Raw genomic sequence first — 17,078 nt, 5'->3', positions numbered from 1 at the left:
ATGTAAAAGCTAAGCCGCCTATTTTTATCATTTTTTTGCAAATAAAAATAAGTTTATCTAAAACTTAGACATTTTGGTATTTCCTAAAATTAGGCATCTTTGATCATTGAGAAAAAAACCGAAATATCAGTAAATGGTGCTTTACGGTTGTTCTGGAAATATTTGACGAAAAACGAATTGGAACGCGAACGCGATGTGCTCTATTCAATGAGTAAAAAATAGCGTTACAATGCAGCGTCTTGTATTTTTACAAAGCCAACTCCTCAGTAGTTTTAATTTTAAACAAGTTAAGGAAAGCACAACCCTATGTCACGTTTAGCCACTCGTTTTGGACAGCTTAAATCTCAACAGCGTAAAGCTTTGGTTTCTTATGTTATGGCTGGTGACCCTCATCCACAGGTAACAGTTCCTTTGTTACATCAGATGGTCGAGGCGGGTGTAGATGTGATTGAACTCGGTCTTCCATTTTCAGACCCTATGGCAGATGGTCCTGTGATTGCCCTTGCTGCAGAACGCGCATTGGCAGGTGGCACCAATACCTTAGACGCTTTGAATATGGTCAAAGAGTTCCGTCAAAAGGATCAAGAGACCCCAGTCGTATTGATGGGTTATCTGAATCCAGTTGAAGTTATTGGTTATGAGAAGTTTGTATCGACTGCGCATGCATGTGGTGTCGATGGCATTATTCTGGTGGACTTACCACCAGAAGAAGCAGCAGAGCTTGATGTTGTATTGAAGCAATTTGATATGGATCAAATCTTTTTACTAGCCCCAACCTCAACGGACGAACGCATTAAACATGTGGTGAAACAGGCGAGTGGTTTCATCTATTACGTGTCTTTAAAAGGGGTCACAGGTGCAGCAACTTTAGACGTTGCTGAAGCTGCAAACCGAATTGCGAAAATTAAAGCAGAAACAGATATTCCTGTCGGTGTTGGTTTTGGGATCAGTGATGCGACATCTGCTAAAGCAATGGGCGGAGTGGCTGATGCTGTGATTGTTGGTAGTGCTTTTGTTAAGCAATTTGCAAGCTTAGCACCAGAACAAGCCGTGGTTGAAACGGTTAATAAAGTCAAGGAGCTTCGAGCAGCGCTCGATGAGTTAGTATGAGTCAAGATGTTAAATCAGGGAAAATCCTAAGCCCATCGACGCCATGGACTGAACGTGGTGTACCCGGTATTCAAGTACCTGATGAGCAAACCTCACTCAAGGCGACGTTTACAGAACCAACGATTGAATGCCCTGAGTGCCATGCACTTGTTACACGTACTGCAATGTCATTTAACGCTTATGTTTGCCCTCAGTGTGATGAACATTTGCGTATGAAAGCCCGTGATCGTTTGAATTGGTTCTTTGACCAAGTGCAAACAGAATTGGGACAAGAATTTAAAGCCAAAGATCCGTTGAAATTTGTCGACTCGAAGCCATATCCAGCGCGTATGAGTGAAGCACAGACCAAAACAGGTGAAACTGAAGCCTTGGTCGTGATGCAAGGTTTACTCAAAGGTATTCCTTTGATTGCCTGTGCCTTTGAATTTGACTTCATGGGTGGTTCAATGGGTACGGTTGTTGGTGACCGTTTTGTGCAAGCGGCTGAAAAAGCCATTGCGGACAAGCAACCTCTGATTTGCTTTGCTGCTTCAGGCGGTGCGCGTATGCAAGAAGGCATGTTGTCTTTGATGCAAATGGCGCGTACTTCAGCGGCCATCCAAAAAATGAAAGATGCTGGCTTACCTTATTTGGTGGTGTTGACCCATCCTGTTTATGGTGGTGTAACCGCATCTTTAGCAATGCTCGGTGATGTACATATTGCTGAGCCGAAAGCGATGATTGGTTTCGCTGGTAAACGCGTGATCGAACAAACTGTGCGTGAAAAGCTAGAAGAGCCGTTCCAGCGTGCGGAATACTTGCTTGATCATGGTGTAATCGATCAAATTGTTCACCGTCACGCATTACGTGATACAGTTTATCGTATTGTCGCGAAACTGATGAATTTGTCTTGAACACAGCACCACTTGCAACAGACTCTTTAGAAACATGGCTCGATTATTGGGGCCATGTTCACGTTACGGGGATTGATTTAGGATTGGAACGGGTCATTCCTGTAGCTGAAAAGCTCGGTGTGACGCGTCCCGATGCTAAAGTTTTAACCGTAGCGGGAACCAATGGAAAAGGTTCGACCACCACCACACTGGCTGCCATTTTAAATGCGCAAGGCTATAAGGTGGGACTGTATCAGTCACCACATATTTATCGTTTTAATGAACGGGTTAAATTGCGTGGTGTAGAGGTCGATAACCAAAGCTTGGTCGATGCTTTTGTACAAGTGGATCAAGCGCGCCGTGATTGTGATTTAAGCCTTTCGTTCTTTGAGGCGACCACACTCGCGGCTTTTGTCATTTTTAAAGACCAAGCCTGTGATGTTTGGGTGCTTGAAGTGGGTCTAGGCGGTCGTTTAGATGTGGTCAACGTGATTGAACCCGATGTTGCGGTGATTACCAATATTGGTTTAGACCATACTGACTGGTTAGGCGATACCATTGAAAAGATTGCCTTTGAAAAAGCTGGCATTATCCGTCCCAATATTCCTGTGGTGTTTGGTGGCTTACAACAAATCCCTCAAGCGATTATCGATAAAGTGGATGCTTGTGCTGCAAAACTTTATGCAGTGAATCGTGACTATTTTTATCAACGTAGTGAGCATGGTCAGTCTTGGATGTTTGCATCTAGCGGCACTACTTTAAATTTACCCCTTGGCACATTGGCGGTTGAAAATATTTCAACAGCAGTTGCGGCAGTACTTCTTAGTGGCTTGACTGTTTCTCAGCATGCTATTTCTGAAGGAATTCAAAACGCAAAATTGCAAGGTCGTTTTGAAATTCGCCAAATACAGAACAAAACCGTAATTTTTGATGCAGGGCATAACCCGCATGGTGTTGCTTTTTTATTAAATCAATTGCGAAATTTCCTAAAATACAATAAACAGTACACTGAAGTAGTCAGTGTTTTCTCGATGTTGGCAGATAAAGATGTGAAATCTGTCACAGAGTTATTGAAAGACTCCATACAAATGTGGAAAATTGCGGTATTAACTGTCCCGCGTGCAGCTCCGATTGAACAATTGGATCAAGCGCTGCAAGGGCAGAATGTGCAGCACTTTGACAGTGTGAAATTGGCTTTTAAATCAGCGCTCGACGAAACAAAGAATAATCAGCTGATTTTGGTATGTGGTTCATTTCATACCTTAGAAGCGGTATGGGAGTATTTGGAAGAATGTCAATGAATAGCAAACAACGTTGGATGGGTGGCGTTGTTTTATTAGGTGGTGGTGTCCTTTTGGCGGCATTACTGCTTAAAGGCAAAGAAGAAATACATCAAAATAATATTAAAACACCAGAGCTAGTCACACAAAATGTGCAACGCAATGCCGAAGGTGAGTTGGTTCAACTTCAGCCGTTAACGGTTGATGTTGAAACAGAAAAGCGTTTACTGGAACAACAACGTGTAGCACGTGAAAAATCGGTTGCTGAACAAGAAGCTCGTGCGGCCGAATTTTTAGCAATGCAACAGCAAGCCGAAGCAGATGCTGCACGTAAAGCAGCAGAAGAATATGCTGCGTTGAATGCGCACCGTAATGCTGCTCAGCAAAGCTCGGACAACATTCCACCAGAATTGGTTGAAGATGAAAAAGCCAAACAACAGCGAATTGCTGCGGACAAAGCGGCTGAAGTAAAGAAGGTGGAACAGCAAAAGCTGCAAGCGCGTACTGAAGCAGAAAAAGCAGCGGCTGCAAAAAAACTTGCTGAGCAAAAAGCCTTAGCAGAAAAGCAAGCACTTGAAGATAAAGCTAAGCGAGAAGCAGAGGCTAAACGTAAAGCAGAAGATGAGCGTAAGGCTGAAGCGAAAAAAGAAGCTGAACGTAAAGCAGATGCTGATAAAAAAGCGGAAGACAAACGTAAGGCAGATGAAAAGCGTAAAGCTGATGAAGCCAAGAAAAAGGCGGAAGCTGAGAAAGCGCGTGATTTGCTTGAACATGGCGATAAGCAATGGATGGTACAAGTGGCATTGGCTGCCAATGAAGCCAATGCGGATGCACTGGCCGCTAAGCTTCGTGCCAAGGGCTATAAGGTCACTAAAAGTCCAACCTCTAAAGGCGTACGGATTATGGTGGGGCCATCTAAAGACCGTGATACTGCCGATGCAGCCCGCAAGAAGATTACTTCAGATGCGAGCCTCGGTATGAAGTCCGCATGGGTGATTGACTGGGTGCCACTCGACAAACGTTAAGATCGGGGTTAACCCAATTGCCTTCACTAAAATGGATTCAACAGTTGCTGTTGAATCCATTTTATATTTTCGGGGCAAAATAAAGGCTCAATATTTTGCCAAATCGGATGAAAACCATAACCGCCATGTTTCATCTCAGCCAAGGCATCAGTGGTAGACCAGTTTTGAAAAATAATGCGATACATGGCCACACTTGCGCCTGTACGGTCTGAACCATGGTAGCAATGCAGTAAAACTTTTTGCTGGTTTTGCTCTGCAAGTTGGATTTGCTGCATCACCTTTAACAAGTCTTCTCGGTCAATTGCCCATGTATGAATTGGGATATGCACCAGTTTAAACCCTTGGTTGGACAATTTTTTCAGGTCTTGATTGCGTGAGCGTAAGTTAATAATTACATCAATTTTCTGTGCTTTTAAACTCTGAATTAAATCTTGATCAGGTTGCTCACTACGAAAAATGGTTTCACTGATTTGATAGAAATTATGCGCAGGTTGGATCGACTGCCCCCAGTGTTTTGGACGCTCTGTCTCGGGCAGCGCAGGCGTAGTCATACAGCCAGAAACACTGATACACAGAGAAAGCATAACAAGATATTTGGTCATAGGATCAGGCTCTGATGGTGTGAAAGTTCAACAGGGTCATGTGCGCAAAAGATTTCGATACTTGGTTCAGACTGTGCCAAGTGTTGAATTTTATGCAAGTTGCTTAAGCGCTGTGAATTATCTTCGGCAAAAAATACTTCCAACGCATTTAAGCTGCGAAGTTTATTTTGAGGGTTAAGTTCTAGATGGGAGTAGTAGGCATCCCCACAGAAGAATTTCCAACCTTGTTGGGTTTTAATGGCAATGCCACAGTGACCTTCAGTATGCCCGAACAGCGGAATCAAAAGAATCTCATTATGAAATAAGTCAAACCCTTGAACTTGAGTCAAATTAAACCATGCGTCACCGTGAATCGGCTCAATAAAGTGCCAATGGCGATGCTGCTGAAATTGTTGTGTTTTATAACGGGCTTTATTTTTAAATGATTTCAGGTTTTGTGCCGCATTATATTCGTTAGACAGGATATGTACTGTTGCATTGGGAAAGTCGGAAATACCCCCCGCATGGTCAAAATCCAGATGTGAAACCAAAATGTGTTTGACATCCTTTGGGCTAAAGCCAAGTTTTTGGATTTGTGCAATTGCGGTTAATTCTAAGTCTTGTTCAATTTTTCCAATCCGAGCCACCAACTGCCCCAAACGCTGCTTGGTGTGTAGATAGTCTTGTATGCCTAAGCCTGTATCAATCAGGACTAAGCCTTGATCTGTTTCAACCAAAAGACAATGGCACACCACCTTAGCTTGAAAACCTGTTTGGCCAAAGAGCGGAGCACAAACCGGACACATGGTGCCGCAATGTAAATGGTGTATGTTATAAATCATAAAGTCATTTTTATCGTATTGTTTTGACTGTTATAACGGAAGATTTGAGTTTTAACAGTTTGATTTTGTTAAAGAGTCATATGTGCCTGCTTTAAGCGGAAAAAAGCCTGTCGATTGACAGGCTTTCAAAAGTTCAAACTCGGCTCGTCATTGGAGTTTGAAACGATCATACAAGATAGCTTAGAACGTATTTTTATGGGTTAGGTTCCTCTTTTGGATTGCTTGGAGTTCGATACCCCATTTTTGTTTTCAATGGGGCTGCTCGGTCAAAACTTCGGGCTTCACTTGTCTGCTGCAACAGCAGAGTATTTTATCCTTGCTCAGGCTGTGGAGTCAGGCGTAAATACGGGGTGACTGCTTTATAACCTTTCGGAAAGCGCTGTGCGATTTCAGCTTCATCTTTGAGTGATGGCACAATCACCACATCTTCACCTTGTTGCCAGTTCGCAGGAGTTGCAACTTTGTGATGATCGGTCAGCTGGAGTGAGTCAATCACGCGTAAGATTTCATGGAAATTACGACCAGTCGATGCAGGGTAAGTGATAATCAAACGGACTTTTTTGTTTGGGTCGATAATCACTAAAGAGCGTACAGTCAATGTTTCACTGGCATTTGGATGGATAAAACCATATAACTCAGACACTTTACGGTCTTGGTCGGCAATGATCGGGAAGTTCACCGTGGTATTTTGGGTTTCATTGATGTCTTTAATCCAACCCTGATGTGACTCGACATCATCGACCGAGAGGGCAATGGCTTTTACTCCACGTTTTTCAAATTCATCTTTGAGTTTTGCAGTAAAGCCAAGCTCGGTGGTACATACTGGCGTGTAGTCAGCAGGATGTGAAAACAGTACTCCCCAGCTATCGCCTAAAAATTGATAAAAATCGATTTCGCCTTCGCTCGAAGTCTGTTGAAAATTGGGTGCGATGTCGCCTAAACGTAAACTCATGTTGAACCTCAAATTATCTTTATGTCTATGGAATGAACATCACTATGGCGCAATTTCTTTTGCATGAAAAATAGTGTTTTATTATTTGTTTATACAAAATATTCATAATTGGTCGGATAGGTATTCTGTATTTGGGTATGCCAAAGATGACCTCATTGTTGCTTTAGAGACCGCTTATTTGCATATTTGGTAACGGTGTTTAGACGAGATTTTTTCTGCTTCTGTGAAGTGTATCGCTCTATAGAATTGATTGAGCATACGATCGGTTTATGATTGGCTATAATTCTTTTCATGATTGACTTATAGTTGTTTTTTAAAGTAATTCCACAAAGTATAAAAAACTTGAGTATTAGAACAATGAAAAAAATAGGTATCGTCCTGACTGTAGTGTTATGGGGACTAGAAGTAACCCATGCGCAGAATGGTGAGCAATTGAAACAAGCCTAAGTCAGTACTGCTCGTCAAACGCCACAACAAATTACAGATCAATATCTAGCGTCTCAAAAAAGCCTTACACAGCGGAAAGTGGCACTGTCTCAAGCTCTCGAACAGGAGTTAGCTCGAGATCAGAATGCGAATAATATTTATCAAGTTGCTTGTGTACAGCTTGTTCCGATTCTTACCGCAATGCGAGTCAATGATGAACAACTCTTGGGTTTTCTACAGAGCATGAATCCAAGTCAATTCAATAACGGGGTGAAAGCCTCGCTGCGGCAAAATCAAGCGCTTGAAAGCAAAACCTTGAACAACTGCAAACAATTAAAGTCGCTACTTTAAAAAAGACCGTTGAATCCTGATGAGTTCGGATGAAATCTCTATGTCGGCTGTTTAAAATTTGTTACATTAGTTTGCCTTAGATTCGACGGGCTAGAAACAATGAATAGATTTTTTAAATGGTTTTGTGTAAAGCCCTTGTACTTCAAATTTCTAGCACCATAATAACGACTAAGAAAACATATTCATTTGACAAGCAAGATTTAGAGAGTCTATTCATGTTGGCAAGTCTGATCGGAGGAATCTTCGGTACCAAAAATGAGCGCGAACTCAAACGCATGCGTAAAATCGTAGACAAGATTAATGCGCTCGAGCCGACGATATCCGCTCTTGGCGATGCAGACTTATCTGCAAAAACTGAAGAATTTAAACAACGATATAACAAGGGCGAAAGCCTCGATAAATTACTCCCAGAAGCATTTGCCGTCTGCCGTGAAGCAGCTAAGCGTGTAATGGGCATGCGTCATTACGATGTACAGCTGATCGGTGGTATTACCTTACACGAAGGTAAAATTGCAGAGATGCGTACAGGTGAAGGTAAAACCCTGATGGGTACCTTGGCTTGTTATTTAAACGCGATTAGTGCTCAAGGTGTTCACGTCATTACCGTGAATGACTACTTGGCACAGCGTGATGCTGAATTAAACCGTCCGCTATTTGAATTCTTGGGTTTAAGCATCGGGATTATCTATTCCATGCAAGATCCAACAGAGAAAGCTGAAGCCTATCGTGCCGATATTACCTACGGTACCAACAACGAATTTGGCTTTGACTATCTACGTGACAACATGGTGTTCTCGCTTGCTGAGAAAAAACAACGTGGTTTGATCTATGCCATCATCGATGAAGTCGATTCGATCTTAATTGATGAAGCGCGTACGCCTTTGATTATTTCAGGGCAAAGTGATGATTCTTCACAGTTGTATGCTGCAATCAATAGCATTCCGCCCAAGCTGCATGCGCAGAAAGAAGAAAAAGTCGCGGATGGTGGTCATTTCTGGATTGATGAAAAACAACGTTCTGTTGAAATGACAGAAATTGGTTTTGAAACGGTTGAAAATGAACTGATTGAAATGGGCTTGTTGGCTGAAGGTGAAAGCCTGTATTCATCGACCAATTTAAATTTAGTTCATCATGTTACCGCTGCCATTCGTGCGCATTACTTGTATCAACGCAATGTGCATTACATCATCAATGATGGTGAAGTCATTATTGTCGATGAAAACACAGGACGTACCATGCCAGGTCGTCGCTGGTCAGAAGGTTTACACCAAGCAGTTGAAGCAAAAGAAGGCTTAGAAATCCAGCCTGAAAACCAAACGCTCGCAACCACAACCTTCCAGAACTATTTCCGTCTATACAAAAAGCTTTCGGGTATGACCGGTACTGCCGATACTGAAGCTGCGGAAATGAAAGAAATTTATGGTCTAGACGTGGTCATCATTCCGACGCACCGTCCAATGATTCGTCTCGACCAAAACGATTTAATCTATTTAAATCGTAATGGTAAATACAACGCAATTATTCAAGAAATTCAACGTGTGCATGAGTCTGGTGTAGCCCCAATTTTAATTGGTACAGCAACTATCGAAGCCTCTGAGATTCTTTCTGATAAATTACGTGATGCTGGTATTCAGCACGAAGTGTTAAATGCGAAACAACACGAACGTGAAGCGGATATTATTGCGCAAGCGGGTGCACCGCGTGCAGTAACTATTGCAACCAACATGGCAGGTCGTGGTACAGACATTCTGCTCGGTGGTAACTGGAAAGCTTTACTGGCAAAAATTGAAAACCCAACCCCTGAAGATGAAGCGCGCTTAAAAGCTGAATGGGAGCAAAGCCATGAAATGGTATTGAGTTCTGGTGGCTTACACATCATTGGTTCTGAGCGTCACGAATCACGTCGTATTGATAACCAGCTTCGTGGTCGTGCAGGTCGTCAGGGTGACCCTGGTGTGTCACGTTTCTACTTGTCACTTGAAGATGACTTAATGCGTATCTTTGCGGGTGATCGTGTTGTGGGCATGATGCGTGCGATGGGCTTACAAGAAGATGAAGCCATTGAGCATAAAATGGTGTCACGTTCGATTGAAAATGCGCAGCGTAAAGTTGAAGCACGTAACTTCGATATTCGTAAGAACTTATTGAAATACGATGACGTCAACAACGAACAGCGTAAAATTATTTACTCACAACGTGATGAAGTTTTGGCTGAAAGCACATTGCAAGATTATATCGAAGAGATGCAACGTGATGTGATGCAAGGCGTGATTTCTAACTATATTCCACCTGAGTCAATTCATGACCAATGGGATATTGATGGGCTTGAAAAAGCGTTACGTGAAGACCTCGCGATTGATTTGCCAATCAACCAATGGTTAGAAGATGACCGTCGTTTAGATGAAGAATCTTTGGTTGAGCGTATTACCGATGAAGTAGTACAGCGTTACCGTAGTCGCCGTGAACAAATGGGTGATGAAACTGCAGTTATGCTGGAGCGTCACTTCATGCTGAACTCGCTGGATCGTCACTGGAAAGATCACTTGGCGGCGATGGATTATTTACGCCAAGGCATTCACTTGCGTGGTTACGCACAGAAAAATCCTGAGCAAGAATACAAAAAAGAAGCGTATAACTTATTTGTAAATATGTTGGCGATTATCAAATCGGATGTTGTGACTGATTTATCTCGCGTACATGTACCAACGGCTGAAGAGCTGGCTGAAATGGAAGCTCAAAAGCAAGCTCAAGCTGAAGCGATGCAATTGAACTTGTCGCATGCAGACTTTGATGGTTTGTTGGCCGATGATCAAAGCCACTTCGCAGAAGTAGATGCACAGTACGAGCCAGTCGAAGAGTTTACTGCACCTGCGAGTCGTAACGCGCCTTGCCCATGTGGTTCAGGCCTAAAATATAAACAGTGTCACGGTAAAATCTAAACTGTTAACGAGTGAAAAAGCAGAACTTCGGTTCTGCTTTTTATTGGTATGACTGAAAAATTGACGTTAAGATCAATCCAAATACAATTTTGATTACAGCTAAAGCGTTGCATAATGTGAATAGCATTTGCAGTGTTAGGCATTAAATGCTATTTAGTTGCTCATCATCTAAACCTCTAAAGTGGAAAGACAATGAAAAAAGTATTAAAACCAATCATGATTATAGCTTTAGCGCTTCCAACTTTTGCATTTGCAGATACCACTACCGCAGCTAAAGTTCAACAAGCGCGCGGTGCAACCACAGCACCTGCGGCACAAGCCAATGGTAATATTACGGTACAAAGTCCGCGTACAGGTATTCGTTATACCTTTGCCAACCCAAATCAACGCCCAGTAGTTCTGCAAACGGCTGCTATTGCTCCTGTAAATGCAGCAACGGTGAACCGTATTGTGGCTTCAAACCCAGCGCTTTCTCCTGTAAGTCAAGAAAATGCTAAACAAGCGCTTTTGTCTAGCTCAGCACAGCTTGCTTCAAATTAATCAAATGCTGCTGCATAAAACCAATCTTCGGATTGGTTTTTTTATGTCAAAAATGAGTGTGCATTGAAAAGTTAAAGCAAACAAAGTCTTCTGCTCGATTTTTTCTGAAAATTCTAATAAGCTGTGTTTTTTCTAACAAATGAATTGGACGTTTAAAATGCCAGTAGGTGACGTATCAATGCCACAAATGCACGTGGTGAAAGGGGTGAGAATCGGAACGGCTGAAGCTTATGTGCGCTATCAGAACCGACGTGATCTTGTCATTTTCGAATTTGCTGAAGGAACGAATGTTGCGGGTGTTTTCACTCAAAATGCGTTCTGTGCAGCGCCCGTGCATGTGTCAAAAGCGCACTTACACGTGGCGAATCCGCGTTACCTCATTATTAACACTGGCAATGCCAATGCAGGTACTGGCAAGACAGGCATGCTGAATGCTGAACGTACTTGTGCAAAATTGGCTGAGCTTGCCGGTGTGCAAGCAACGGAAGTGTTACCGTTTTCAACAGGGGTGATTGGTGAACAATTGCCGTTGGAGCGTTTGTTAAATGGTTTACAGCCTGCATTAAATAGTTTGAGCGCTGATGCTTGGGGTGACGCTGCTACTGGGATTATGACCACAGACACCACACCGAAAGGCGCATCTGAGCAATTCGAATTGGATGGCGTCACGTATACCATGACGGGTATTTCTAAGGGTGCAGGCATGATTCGTCCCAACATGGCAACGATGTTGGGCTATGTTGCAACCGATGCACCTATCAGTCGCGAGTTGGTTCAGCAACTGTTGAGCGAAACGGTTAATGTTTCGTTCAACCGAATTACCATTGACGGTGATACTTCAACCAATGACTCCTGTATCTTTGCGGCTACGGGTCAAGCGGGTGGTGTTGAAATTAGCTCAGCCCAAGATGCACGCTATACCGTAGTGCTAGATGTACTCACGCGTATGATGAAACGTCTTGCACAACTAATTGTGCGTGATGGTGAAGGAGCAACCAAGTTTATTACGGTTGCTGTTGAAGGTGGGTATGACACGCAAGAATGCTGTGATATTGCTTATAGTATTGCGCATTCACCTTTGGTTAAAACCGCGATTTTTGCGTCAGATCCGAACTGGGGACGTATCTTGGCTGCGATTGGTTATGCTGGGGTTAAAAATTTAGATGTTGAAAAAATCCAAGTTTGGTTAGATGATGTGCAAATCTGTAAGGATGGTGGCGCGGCTGCCGATTACACGGAAGCGGAAGGTGCTCGTGTAATGTCACAAGCTGAAATGACCATTCGTGTAGATCTAGGACGCGGGGCAGCGAAAGACACAGTGTATACCTGTGACTTATCTTATGACTATGTAAAGATTAATGCGGATTATCGCTCTTAATCTTAACAAGTGTAAAAAAAGCCTCCTTTGGAGGCTTTTTTTACCATAAGAACTTTTGAATGATTGGTCAAAAGCCGAGAAGCCATTTGGCCAATAAATTAAGTGCGGGACTTGCTTGCCGACAAGCATGAAGGGATGAATGAATGATGAACAATGCGACCAATTTAATTGCCAATGACGCAAAATCAATTGTGCAGGCGCATTTGGACCGTTTGGGTGAAACCAAAGACTCAAAGCTCAGTGAGGAACTGAAGCAAGAAAAATTTGCTTTAATCTTGGACGAGTTGAAAAAGCGCGATGCGGTATTGGTAGCGCACTACTATTGCGATCCTGAAGTGCAGGAATTGGCCGAGTTAAGTGGCGGATGTGTTTCTGATTCATTGGAAATGGCCCGCTTTGGTCGTGATCATCCAGCATCGACCTTGGTGGTGGCGGGCGTTAAATTTATGGGGGAAACCTCAAAAATTTTATCACCGAATAAAACCATTCTGATGCCCACTTTAGAGGCTACATGTTCTTTAGATTTGGGTTGTCCTGTTGAAGAATTTAGTCAGTTTTGTGATGCCCATCCGGACCATACAGTAGTGGTCTATGCCAACACTTCAGCAGCCGTTAAAGCCCGTGCTGATTGGGTGGTGACTTCAAGTTGTGCAGTCGAAATTATTGAGCATTTAGACAGTTTGGGTGAAAAGATTATTTGGGCGCCCGATCAGCATTTAGGCCGTTATATCCAAAAGAAAACAGGCGCAGACATGTTGCTTTGGGATGGTGCATGTATTGTGCATGAAGAATTCCGTGCACGTGGCATCGCGCAAATGAAAGCGCTTTATCCTGATGCTGCGGTGCTGGTACATCCTGAGTCGCCTGAATCGGTGGTAGATGTTGCTGATGCTGTTGGAAGTACGTCACAACTGATTAAAGCTGCGCAAACTTTACCCAATGAGCGACTGATTGTGGCAACCGATCGGGGTATTTTCTACAAAATGCAACAAGCGGTGCCCAACAAAATTTTGGTTGAAGCACCAACAGCCGGAGAGGGTGCAACCTGTCGTTCTTGTGCACATTGTCCATGGATGGCAATGAATGAGCTGGATGGTATTTTAGAGGTATTACAGCGTGGAGATCAGGAAATATTTGTAGACCCGGCACTTGCTGAGCGTGCGAAATTACCTTTAGATCGCATGTTGGATTTCAGTGCATCGCTAAAACGTTAAAATTTGTATAAAAAATGCCTGAAACGCTTGATTAATATACATTTGACGTGATTTTTTTATTTTTTTTAAATATAGGTGTTGACGTTATCAAGCGTCACGCCTAGAATGCACACCGTACCGAACGAGATGTTCGATACAAAAGCTGAGATGAATCGGAGCATAGCACAGCCTGGTAGTGCACCTGGTTTGGGACCAGGGGGTCGTAGGTTCGAATCCTACTGCTCCGACCAATTCTTCAAGGCAAGGTTATCCATAATACCTCGTATTATTGGTCATGCGCCTGTAGCTCAGTTGGATAGAGCATCCGCCTTCTAAGCGGATGGTCACAGGTTCGAATCCTGTCAGGCGCGCCATTAGGTAGCTTGGTATTAAGAACCGACACGTTATGGTGGATGTAGCTCAGTTGGTAGAGCCCTGGATTGTGATTCCAGTTGTCGCGGGTTCGAATCCCGTCATTCACCCCAACTTTAAAAAGTTGAAATCGGAGCATAGCACAGCCTGGTAGTGCACCTGGTTTGGGACCAGGGGGTCGTAGGTTCGAATCCTACTGCTCCGACCATTTATTGAAATGGTCGAGATAAAGATACCGCGTTAAGCGGTTTTTTTATGCCTGAAATTTAGTAAAGTACATAAAAAAGCCTTCGTAACGAAGGCTAAAGATAAAAAATAAATGCTTAAGTAATAATAATAATATTCACACGACGATTCAGCGCTCGATTTTCCTCGCTGCTATTTTCTACCAGAGGTTGTGATGCACCGCGACCCATGCTCTGAATATTTTGAGTTTTAAACCCTGTTTCGATAAAAATCTGGCTAACCGTTGATGCGCGTTTCTCCGAGAGTGTTTGGTTGTAGCTTGGGTCACCAATATTATCTGTATGTCCAACTACTTTAATTTTATTCAAATTATACTGCTGCAACTGTTTAGAAAGTGCTTCGAGTGCAGGTTTTTGAGCTGCTTGAATATCAGATTGGTCAAAACCAAACAATAACTTTTCAGGCAGTCTCAGTGTCCAGCCTTCTTCAGTCAAGGTGAAGCCTTGTTTTTTCAGCATACGTGCTTGTTTATAGTTGAGATGCCCTAAACTCAGGCAACCAGATAAAGCAGTGATAAGACCTGCGATAAGTATAAATTTACAAAGATGTTTTAACATGAGGGTTCCTGATCCGGATTTAGGCAAGGTGTGATGTACCACCCTTGAGCTAAGTTTTTGGCTTTATACATGGCATTGTCTGCTTCAGCAATCAAATCTTCAGGCGTTGTTGCACATTTTGAGAAAGCAACGCCAATACTGAAACTAAAATGAATCTGATGTTGATCAAAATATAATGGTGCTTTACTGCATTCGATTAAATGCTCGCAAATTAGTTCTAAATGATCATAGTGTTTGATATTACGAAGCAGAATTGCAAACTCATCACCACCTAAACGAGCAACCACATCGTGGCTTCTGACATTCTTTTTTAAGCGTTGAGCCATTTCTTTGAGTACGGCATCACCTGCTAAGTGCCCATAAACATCATTAATGTTTTTAAAGTTATTGTTGTCGATAAAAAAGAGAGCTGTCTGGTTTTTCTCAGGGTGTTCAAATTGATTAAACAAAATATTGTAAAAATAATGACGATTCGGGAGTTCAGTTAACTGATCATGCAATGCTTGATGTGATAACTGAGAGTTTTCGCTTTGTAGTTTTTCATTGGTACGCTGCACTTTATCTAATAAATTATTAAATGCACCACTGATGACGCGAAATTCATAAATGGGGGATGATGGAAGACGTGCTTGATATTGAGTATCAAGATTAAGGCTTTCAACAGTATTGACCATGGGTTGAATCGAGTGCATTAGTTTTTGATAGGTTGAATGTACCAACCACAACATAATCAACAGAATGACAAAAATTCCAGCGGAGAGACAAATCAAGAGCTGAAAGAAAAAGCTCATGAGTTGAGTGGCACTACCGTAAATGATCAATGTCCCATACTGGTTATTTTGATGTTTGATAGTGCGTGTCACAGGGTGTTTAAAGAAGACCTTATCAAACAGATTTTCCATCCAAGCAAACTCAGGTGTAGGTTTGTATGCTTCGGCCAGTGGTTTCCCTTGTAGGTTGATGACTTGAATAGCGCGAATTGGATATTGCTGAATATGATTGTTCAGTGTTTGCTGTAGTGTAATAGGATCATTGAAAATGACAGCAGGTTGAATTTGCTCACTTAAGGTTGCGCTAAAAATATTAAGGCTTTGCTTGGCGTAGGTATTCATGGTGTAGATGGAAATCACCACGAAAATTAAACTACAAATTCCAAGAGTAAGAGCAAAAATCAGCAATTGAGACTGACTAAAAATTTTTTGTAGGGAAGTATTAGAGCTTTTACGAAACATTGACTTAAGGCTCCGTAGATTTTGCTAATAATAAAACACGTGGATCTACACGTGCTTGGGACTGGGACAGGCTGGCCAAGTTTACCTTAAAGGAAGTTCGCGTTTTGTTTTGATATAAGCAAAATGCGCTACCTAATTCGCATTCAGTATTGTTAGAGCTAAAAGTCAGTGGAGCATCTTTTAGGTTATTTATAATATTTTGCTCTTCACGTGGTGTGTAGGTTGAGAAAAAAACAGCATTGCACATAACCTTATTTAATTCAGACAAACTGACAGCTTGAATTTGATACGCACTCTTGAGTTGCTGATTGACTTGAATGAACTGATTGGATAATTGGCTGTTATTTAAAATGCATAAAGAAATAGGATTGGGTGTATTCCAACGCACATAGCTCAAAATCGTCAACGTGGTTGCAGGGAGATTTAGTTGTGGCTGTGCCTGTACCTGAGAAATCATTAAGCAGGACAAAAGGGTTAAATAAATTTTGTATTTAAAAGCTGTCATTATTCATTTTGCTTGGCAGCGAAAGTGAGCTTATTTTAACGAAAAATAAACAGTGATGGTTAAAATTGCTTTAATAATCGACAAAAAACACATTTTTGACCAAAAAATATGCGCTTGAAATAAAATAATAGAAAAAGGTGTTGCAAGGGATTAGAAATACTGTAGAATGCACATCCATCGGCGGTGATGTTGATTAAAACTTGTTGAGAAACAAGGATTTAGCCTAAGTGGTAGAATCTGGAAGTCTTGAATAAGTTTAAAAATAATTAACAAAACCAGTTGACTTTCTCTGGAAAGAGAGTAGTATAGCCGACCTAGCTTGCTGGTGACGAATCAGCAAGAAGATCATTAAGAGATTATGAAGAACAACTTGTGTGGATTTTTACTGATTGATCGATCGAAAATATTTCATTGATTGAATGGTAAAAATTACTCGAAGTTTATTTGAGAAATATTTGTCAGAAAATTGATGAGCCAAGATTTGTAGCCATAAGCTACTAATGATTTTTAACTGAAGAGTTTGATCATGGCTCAGATTGAACGCTGGCGGCAGGCTTAACACATGCAAGTCGAGCGGGGAAGTATAGCTTGCTATACGACCTAGCGGCGGACGGGTGAGTAATGCTTAGGAATCTGCCTATTAGTGGGGGACAACATTCCGAAAGGAATGCTAATAC

General features: G+C 42.2%; 15 protein-coding genes, 4 tRNA genes and 1 rRNA gene. 14 read left to right on the top strand and 6 right to left on the bottom strand.

The features are described from left to right. The first annotated feature begins 306 nt into the window (after window positions 1-306). The 4 genes from trpA to WH214_RS02635 are packed head-to-tail and all read left to right on the top strand — an operon-like array spanning window position 307 to window position 4,287. Entirely contained in the window at window positions 307-1,110 is an 804-nt protein-coding gene (trpA, locus tag WH214_RS02650) for a tryptophan synthase subunit alpha (RefSeq protein WP_339422202.1), read from the top strand. Next, complete coding sequence (gene accD / locus WH214_RS02645; RefSeq protein ID WP_005401957.1) at window positions 1,107-2,003, top strand: acetyl-CoA carboxylase, carboxyltransferase subunit beta; 897 nt, start codon at window positions 1,107-1,109, stop codon at window positions 2,001-2,003. The genes trpA and accD overlap by 4 nt, the downstream gene beginning before the upstream one ends. After that, on the top strand, window positions 2,000-3,283 hold the full coding sequence (gene folC, locus WH214_RS02640; RefSeq protein ID WP_339422203.1) for a bifunctional tetrahydrofolate synthase/dihydrofolate synthase: 1,284 nt from the start codon (window positions 2,000-2,002) through the stop codon (window positions 3,281-3,283). The genes accD and folC overlap by 4 nt, the downstream gene beginning before the upstream one ends. After that, window positions 3,274-4,287 (top strand): SPOR domain-containing protein, encoded by a 1,014-nt coding sequence (locus WH214_RS02635; RefSeq protein WP_445206344.1) that lies wholly within the window; start codon window positions 3,274-3,276, stop codon window positions 4,285-4,287. Before folC ends, WH214_RS02635 begins: the two co-directional genes overlap by 10 nt. Window positions 4,288-4,313: 26 nt before the next feature. Here the strand turns inward: WH214_RS02635 and WH214_RS02630 are convergent, their stop codons facing one another. The 3 genes from WH214_RS02630 to WH214_RS02620 all read right to left on the bottom strand — a co-directional run bounded on the left by WH214_RS02630 (window position 4,314) and on the right by WH214_RS02620 (window position 6,662). Continuing rightward, window positions 4,314-4,889, bottom strand: coding sequence for a dual specificity protein phosphatase family protein (locus WH214_RS02630; RefSeq protein WP_339422205.1), 576 nt, complete (start codon window positions 4,887-4,889; stop codon window positions 4,314-4,316). Then, window positions 4,886-5,710 (bottom strand): MBL fold metallo-hydrolase, encoded by an 825-nt coding sequence (locus WH214_RS02625; RefSeq protein ID WP_339422206.1) that lies wholly within the window; start codon window positions 5,708-5,710, stop codon window positions 4,886-4,888. Before WH214_RS02625 ends, WH214_RS02630 begins: the two co-directional genes overlap by 4 nt. A 310-nt stretch (window positions 5,711-6,020) precedes the next feature. Then, a complete protein-coding gene (locus tag WH214_RS02620; protein WP_339422207.1) occupies window positions 6,021-6,662 on the bottom strand; it encodes a peroxiredoxin in 642 nt (213 codons plus the stop codon). Window positions 6,663-7,187: 525 nt separating this feature from the next. Here WH214_RS02620 and WH214_RS02615 point away from each other — a divergent pair. From WH214_RS02615 to WH214_RS02575, 9 genes are all read left to right on the top strand, one after another. Further along, window positions 7,188-7,439, top strand: coding sequence for a hypothetical protein (locus WH214_RS02615; RefSeq protein WP_339422208.1), 252 nt, complete (start codon window positions 7,188-7,190; stop codon window positions 7,437-7,439). Between the two features lie 215 nt (window positions 7,440-7,654). Then, entirely contained in the window at window positions 7,655-10,378 is a 2,724-nt protein-coding gene (secA, locus tag WH214_RS02610; RefSeq protein ID WP_339422209.1) for a preprotein translocase subunit SecA, read from the top strand. Between the two features lie 192 nt (window positions 10,379-10,570). Beyond that, on the top strand, window positions 10,571-10,918 hold the full coding sequence (locus WH214_RS02605) for a hypothetical protein (RefSeq protein WP_339422210.1): 348 nt from the start codon (window positions 10,571-10,573) through the stop codon (window positions 10,916-10,918). Between the two features lie 157 nt (window positions 10,919-11,075). After that, on the top strand, window positions 11,076-12,296 hold the full coding sequence (argJ, locus tag WH214_RS02600) for a bifunctional glutamate N-acetyltransferase/amino-acid acetyltransferase ArgJ (protein ID WP_339422211.1): 1,221 nt from the start codon (window positions 11,076-11,078) through the stop codon (window positions 12,294-12,296). 146 nt (window positions 12,297-12,442) lie between these two features. Further along, window positions 12,443-13,510, top strand: coding sequence for a quinolinate synthase NadA (nadA, locus tag WH214_RS02595; protein WP_151836119.1), 1,068 nt, complete (start codon window positions 12,443-12,445; stop codon window positions 13,508-13,510). A 153-nt stretch (window positions 13,511-13,663) separates the two neighbouring features. Beyond that, window positions 13,664-13,740: transfer RNA gene (locus WH214_RS02590), tRNA-Pro, on the top strand. 46 nt (window positions 13,741-13,786) lie between these two features. Next, window positions 13,787-13,863 (top strand) — tRNA-Arg (locus tag WH214_RS02585). A 35-nt stretch (window positions 13,864-13,898) separates the two neighbouring features. Continuing rightward, window positions 13,899-13,974, top strand: a tRNA-His gene (locus tag WH214_RS02580). 18 nt (window positions 13,975-13,992) lie between these two features. Continuing rightward, window positions 13,993-14,069, top strand: a tRNA-Pro gene (locus tag WH214_RS02575). Window positions 14,070-14,184: 115 nt separating this feature from the next. On the opposite strand, the gene WH214_RS02570 is transcribed toward WH214_RS02575, so the two are convergent. From WH214_RS02570 to WH214_RS02560, 3 genes are read right to left on the bottom strand one after another with little or no spacing between them, the layout of a single operon-like run. After that, window positions 14,185-14,664 carry an OmpA family protein gene (locus WH214_RS02570; protein WP_339992799.1) on the bottom strand — a complete coding sequence of 160 codons (480 nt, stop codon included), beginning with the start codon at window positions 14,662-14,664 and terminating at the stop codon, window positions 14,185-14,187. After that, window positions 14,658-15,896, bottom strand: coding sequence for a sensor domain-containing diguanylate cyclase (locus tag WH214_RS02565; RefSeq protein WP_339422212.1), 1,239 nt, complete (start codon window positions 15,894-15,896; stop codon window positions 14,658-14,660). The genes WH214_RS02570 and WH214_RS02565 overlap by 7 nt, the downstream gene beginning before the upstream one ends. A 4-nt stretch (window positions 15,897-15,900) precedes the next feature. After that, complete coding sequence (locus WH214_RS02560; protein ID WP_005401945.1) at window positions 15,901-16,401, bottom strand: YfiR family protein; 501 nt, start codon at window positions 16,399-16,401, stop codon at window positions 15,901-15,903. 508 nt (window positions 16,402-16,909) lie between these two features. On the opposite strand from WH214_RS02560, the gene WH214_RS02555 reads away from it, so the two are divergent. Beyond that, window positions 16,910-17,078: ribosomal RNA gene (locus WH214_RS02555) — 16S ribosomal RNA — on the top strand; the annotation flags it as partial.

It is taken from the genome of Acinetobacter sp. MYb191 (assembly GCF_037572605.1).
GTDB classification, from domain to species: domain Bacteria; phylum Pseudomonadota; class Gammaproteobacteria; order Pseudomonadales; family Moraxellaceae; genus Acinetobacter; species Acinetobacter johnsonii.
Note: the sequence above shows the minus strand (reverse complement) of the source record. Positions and strands in the feature narration are given on the sequence as shown.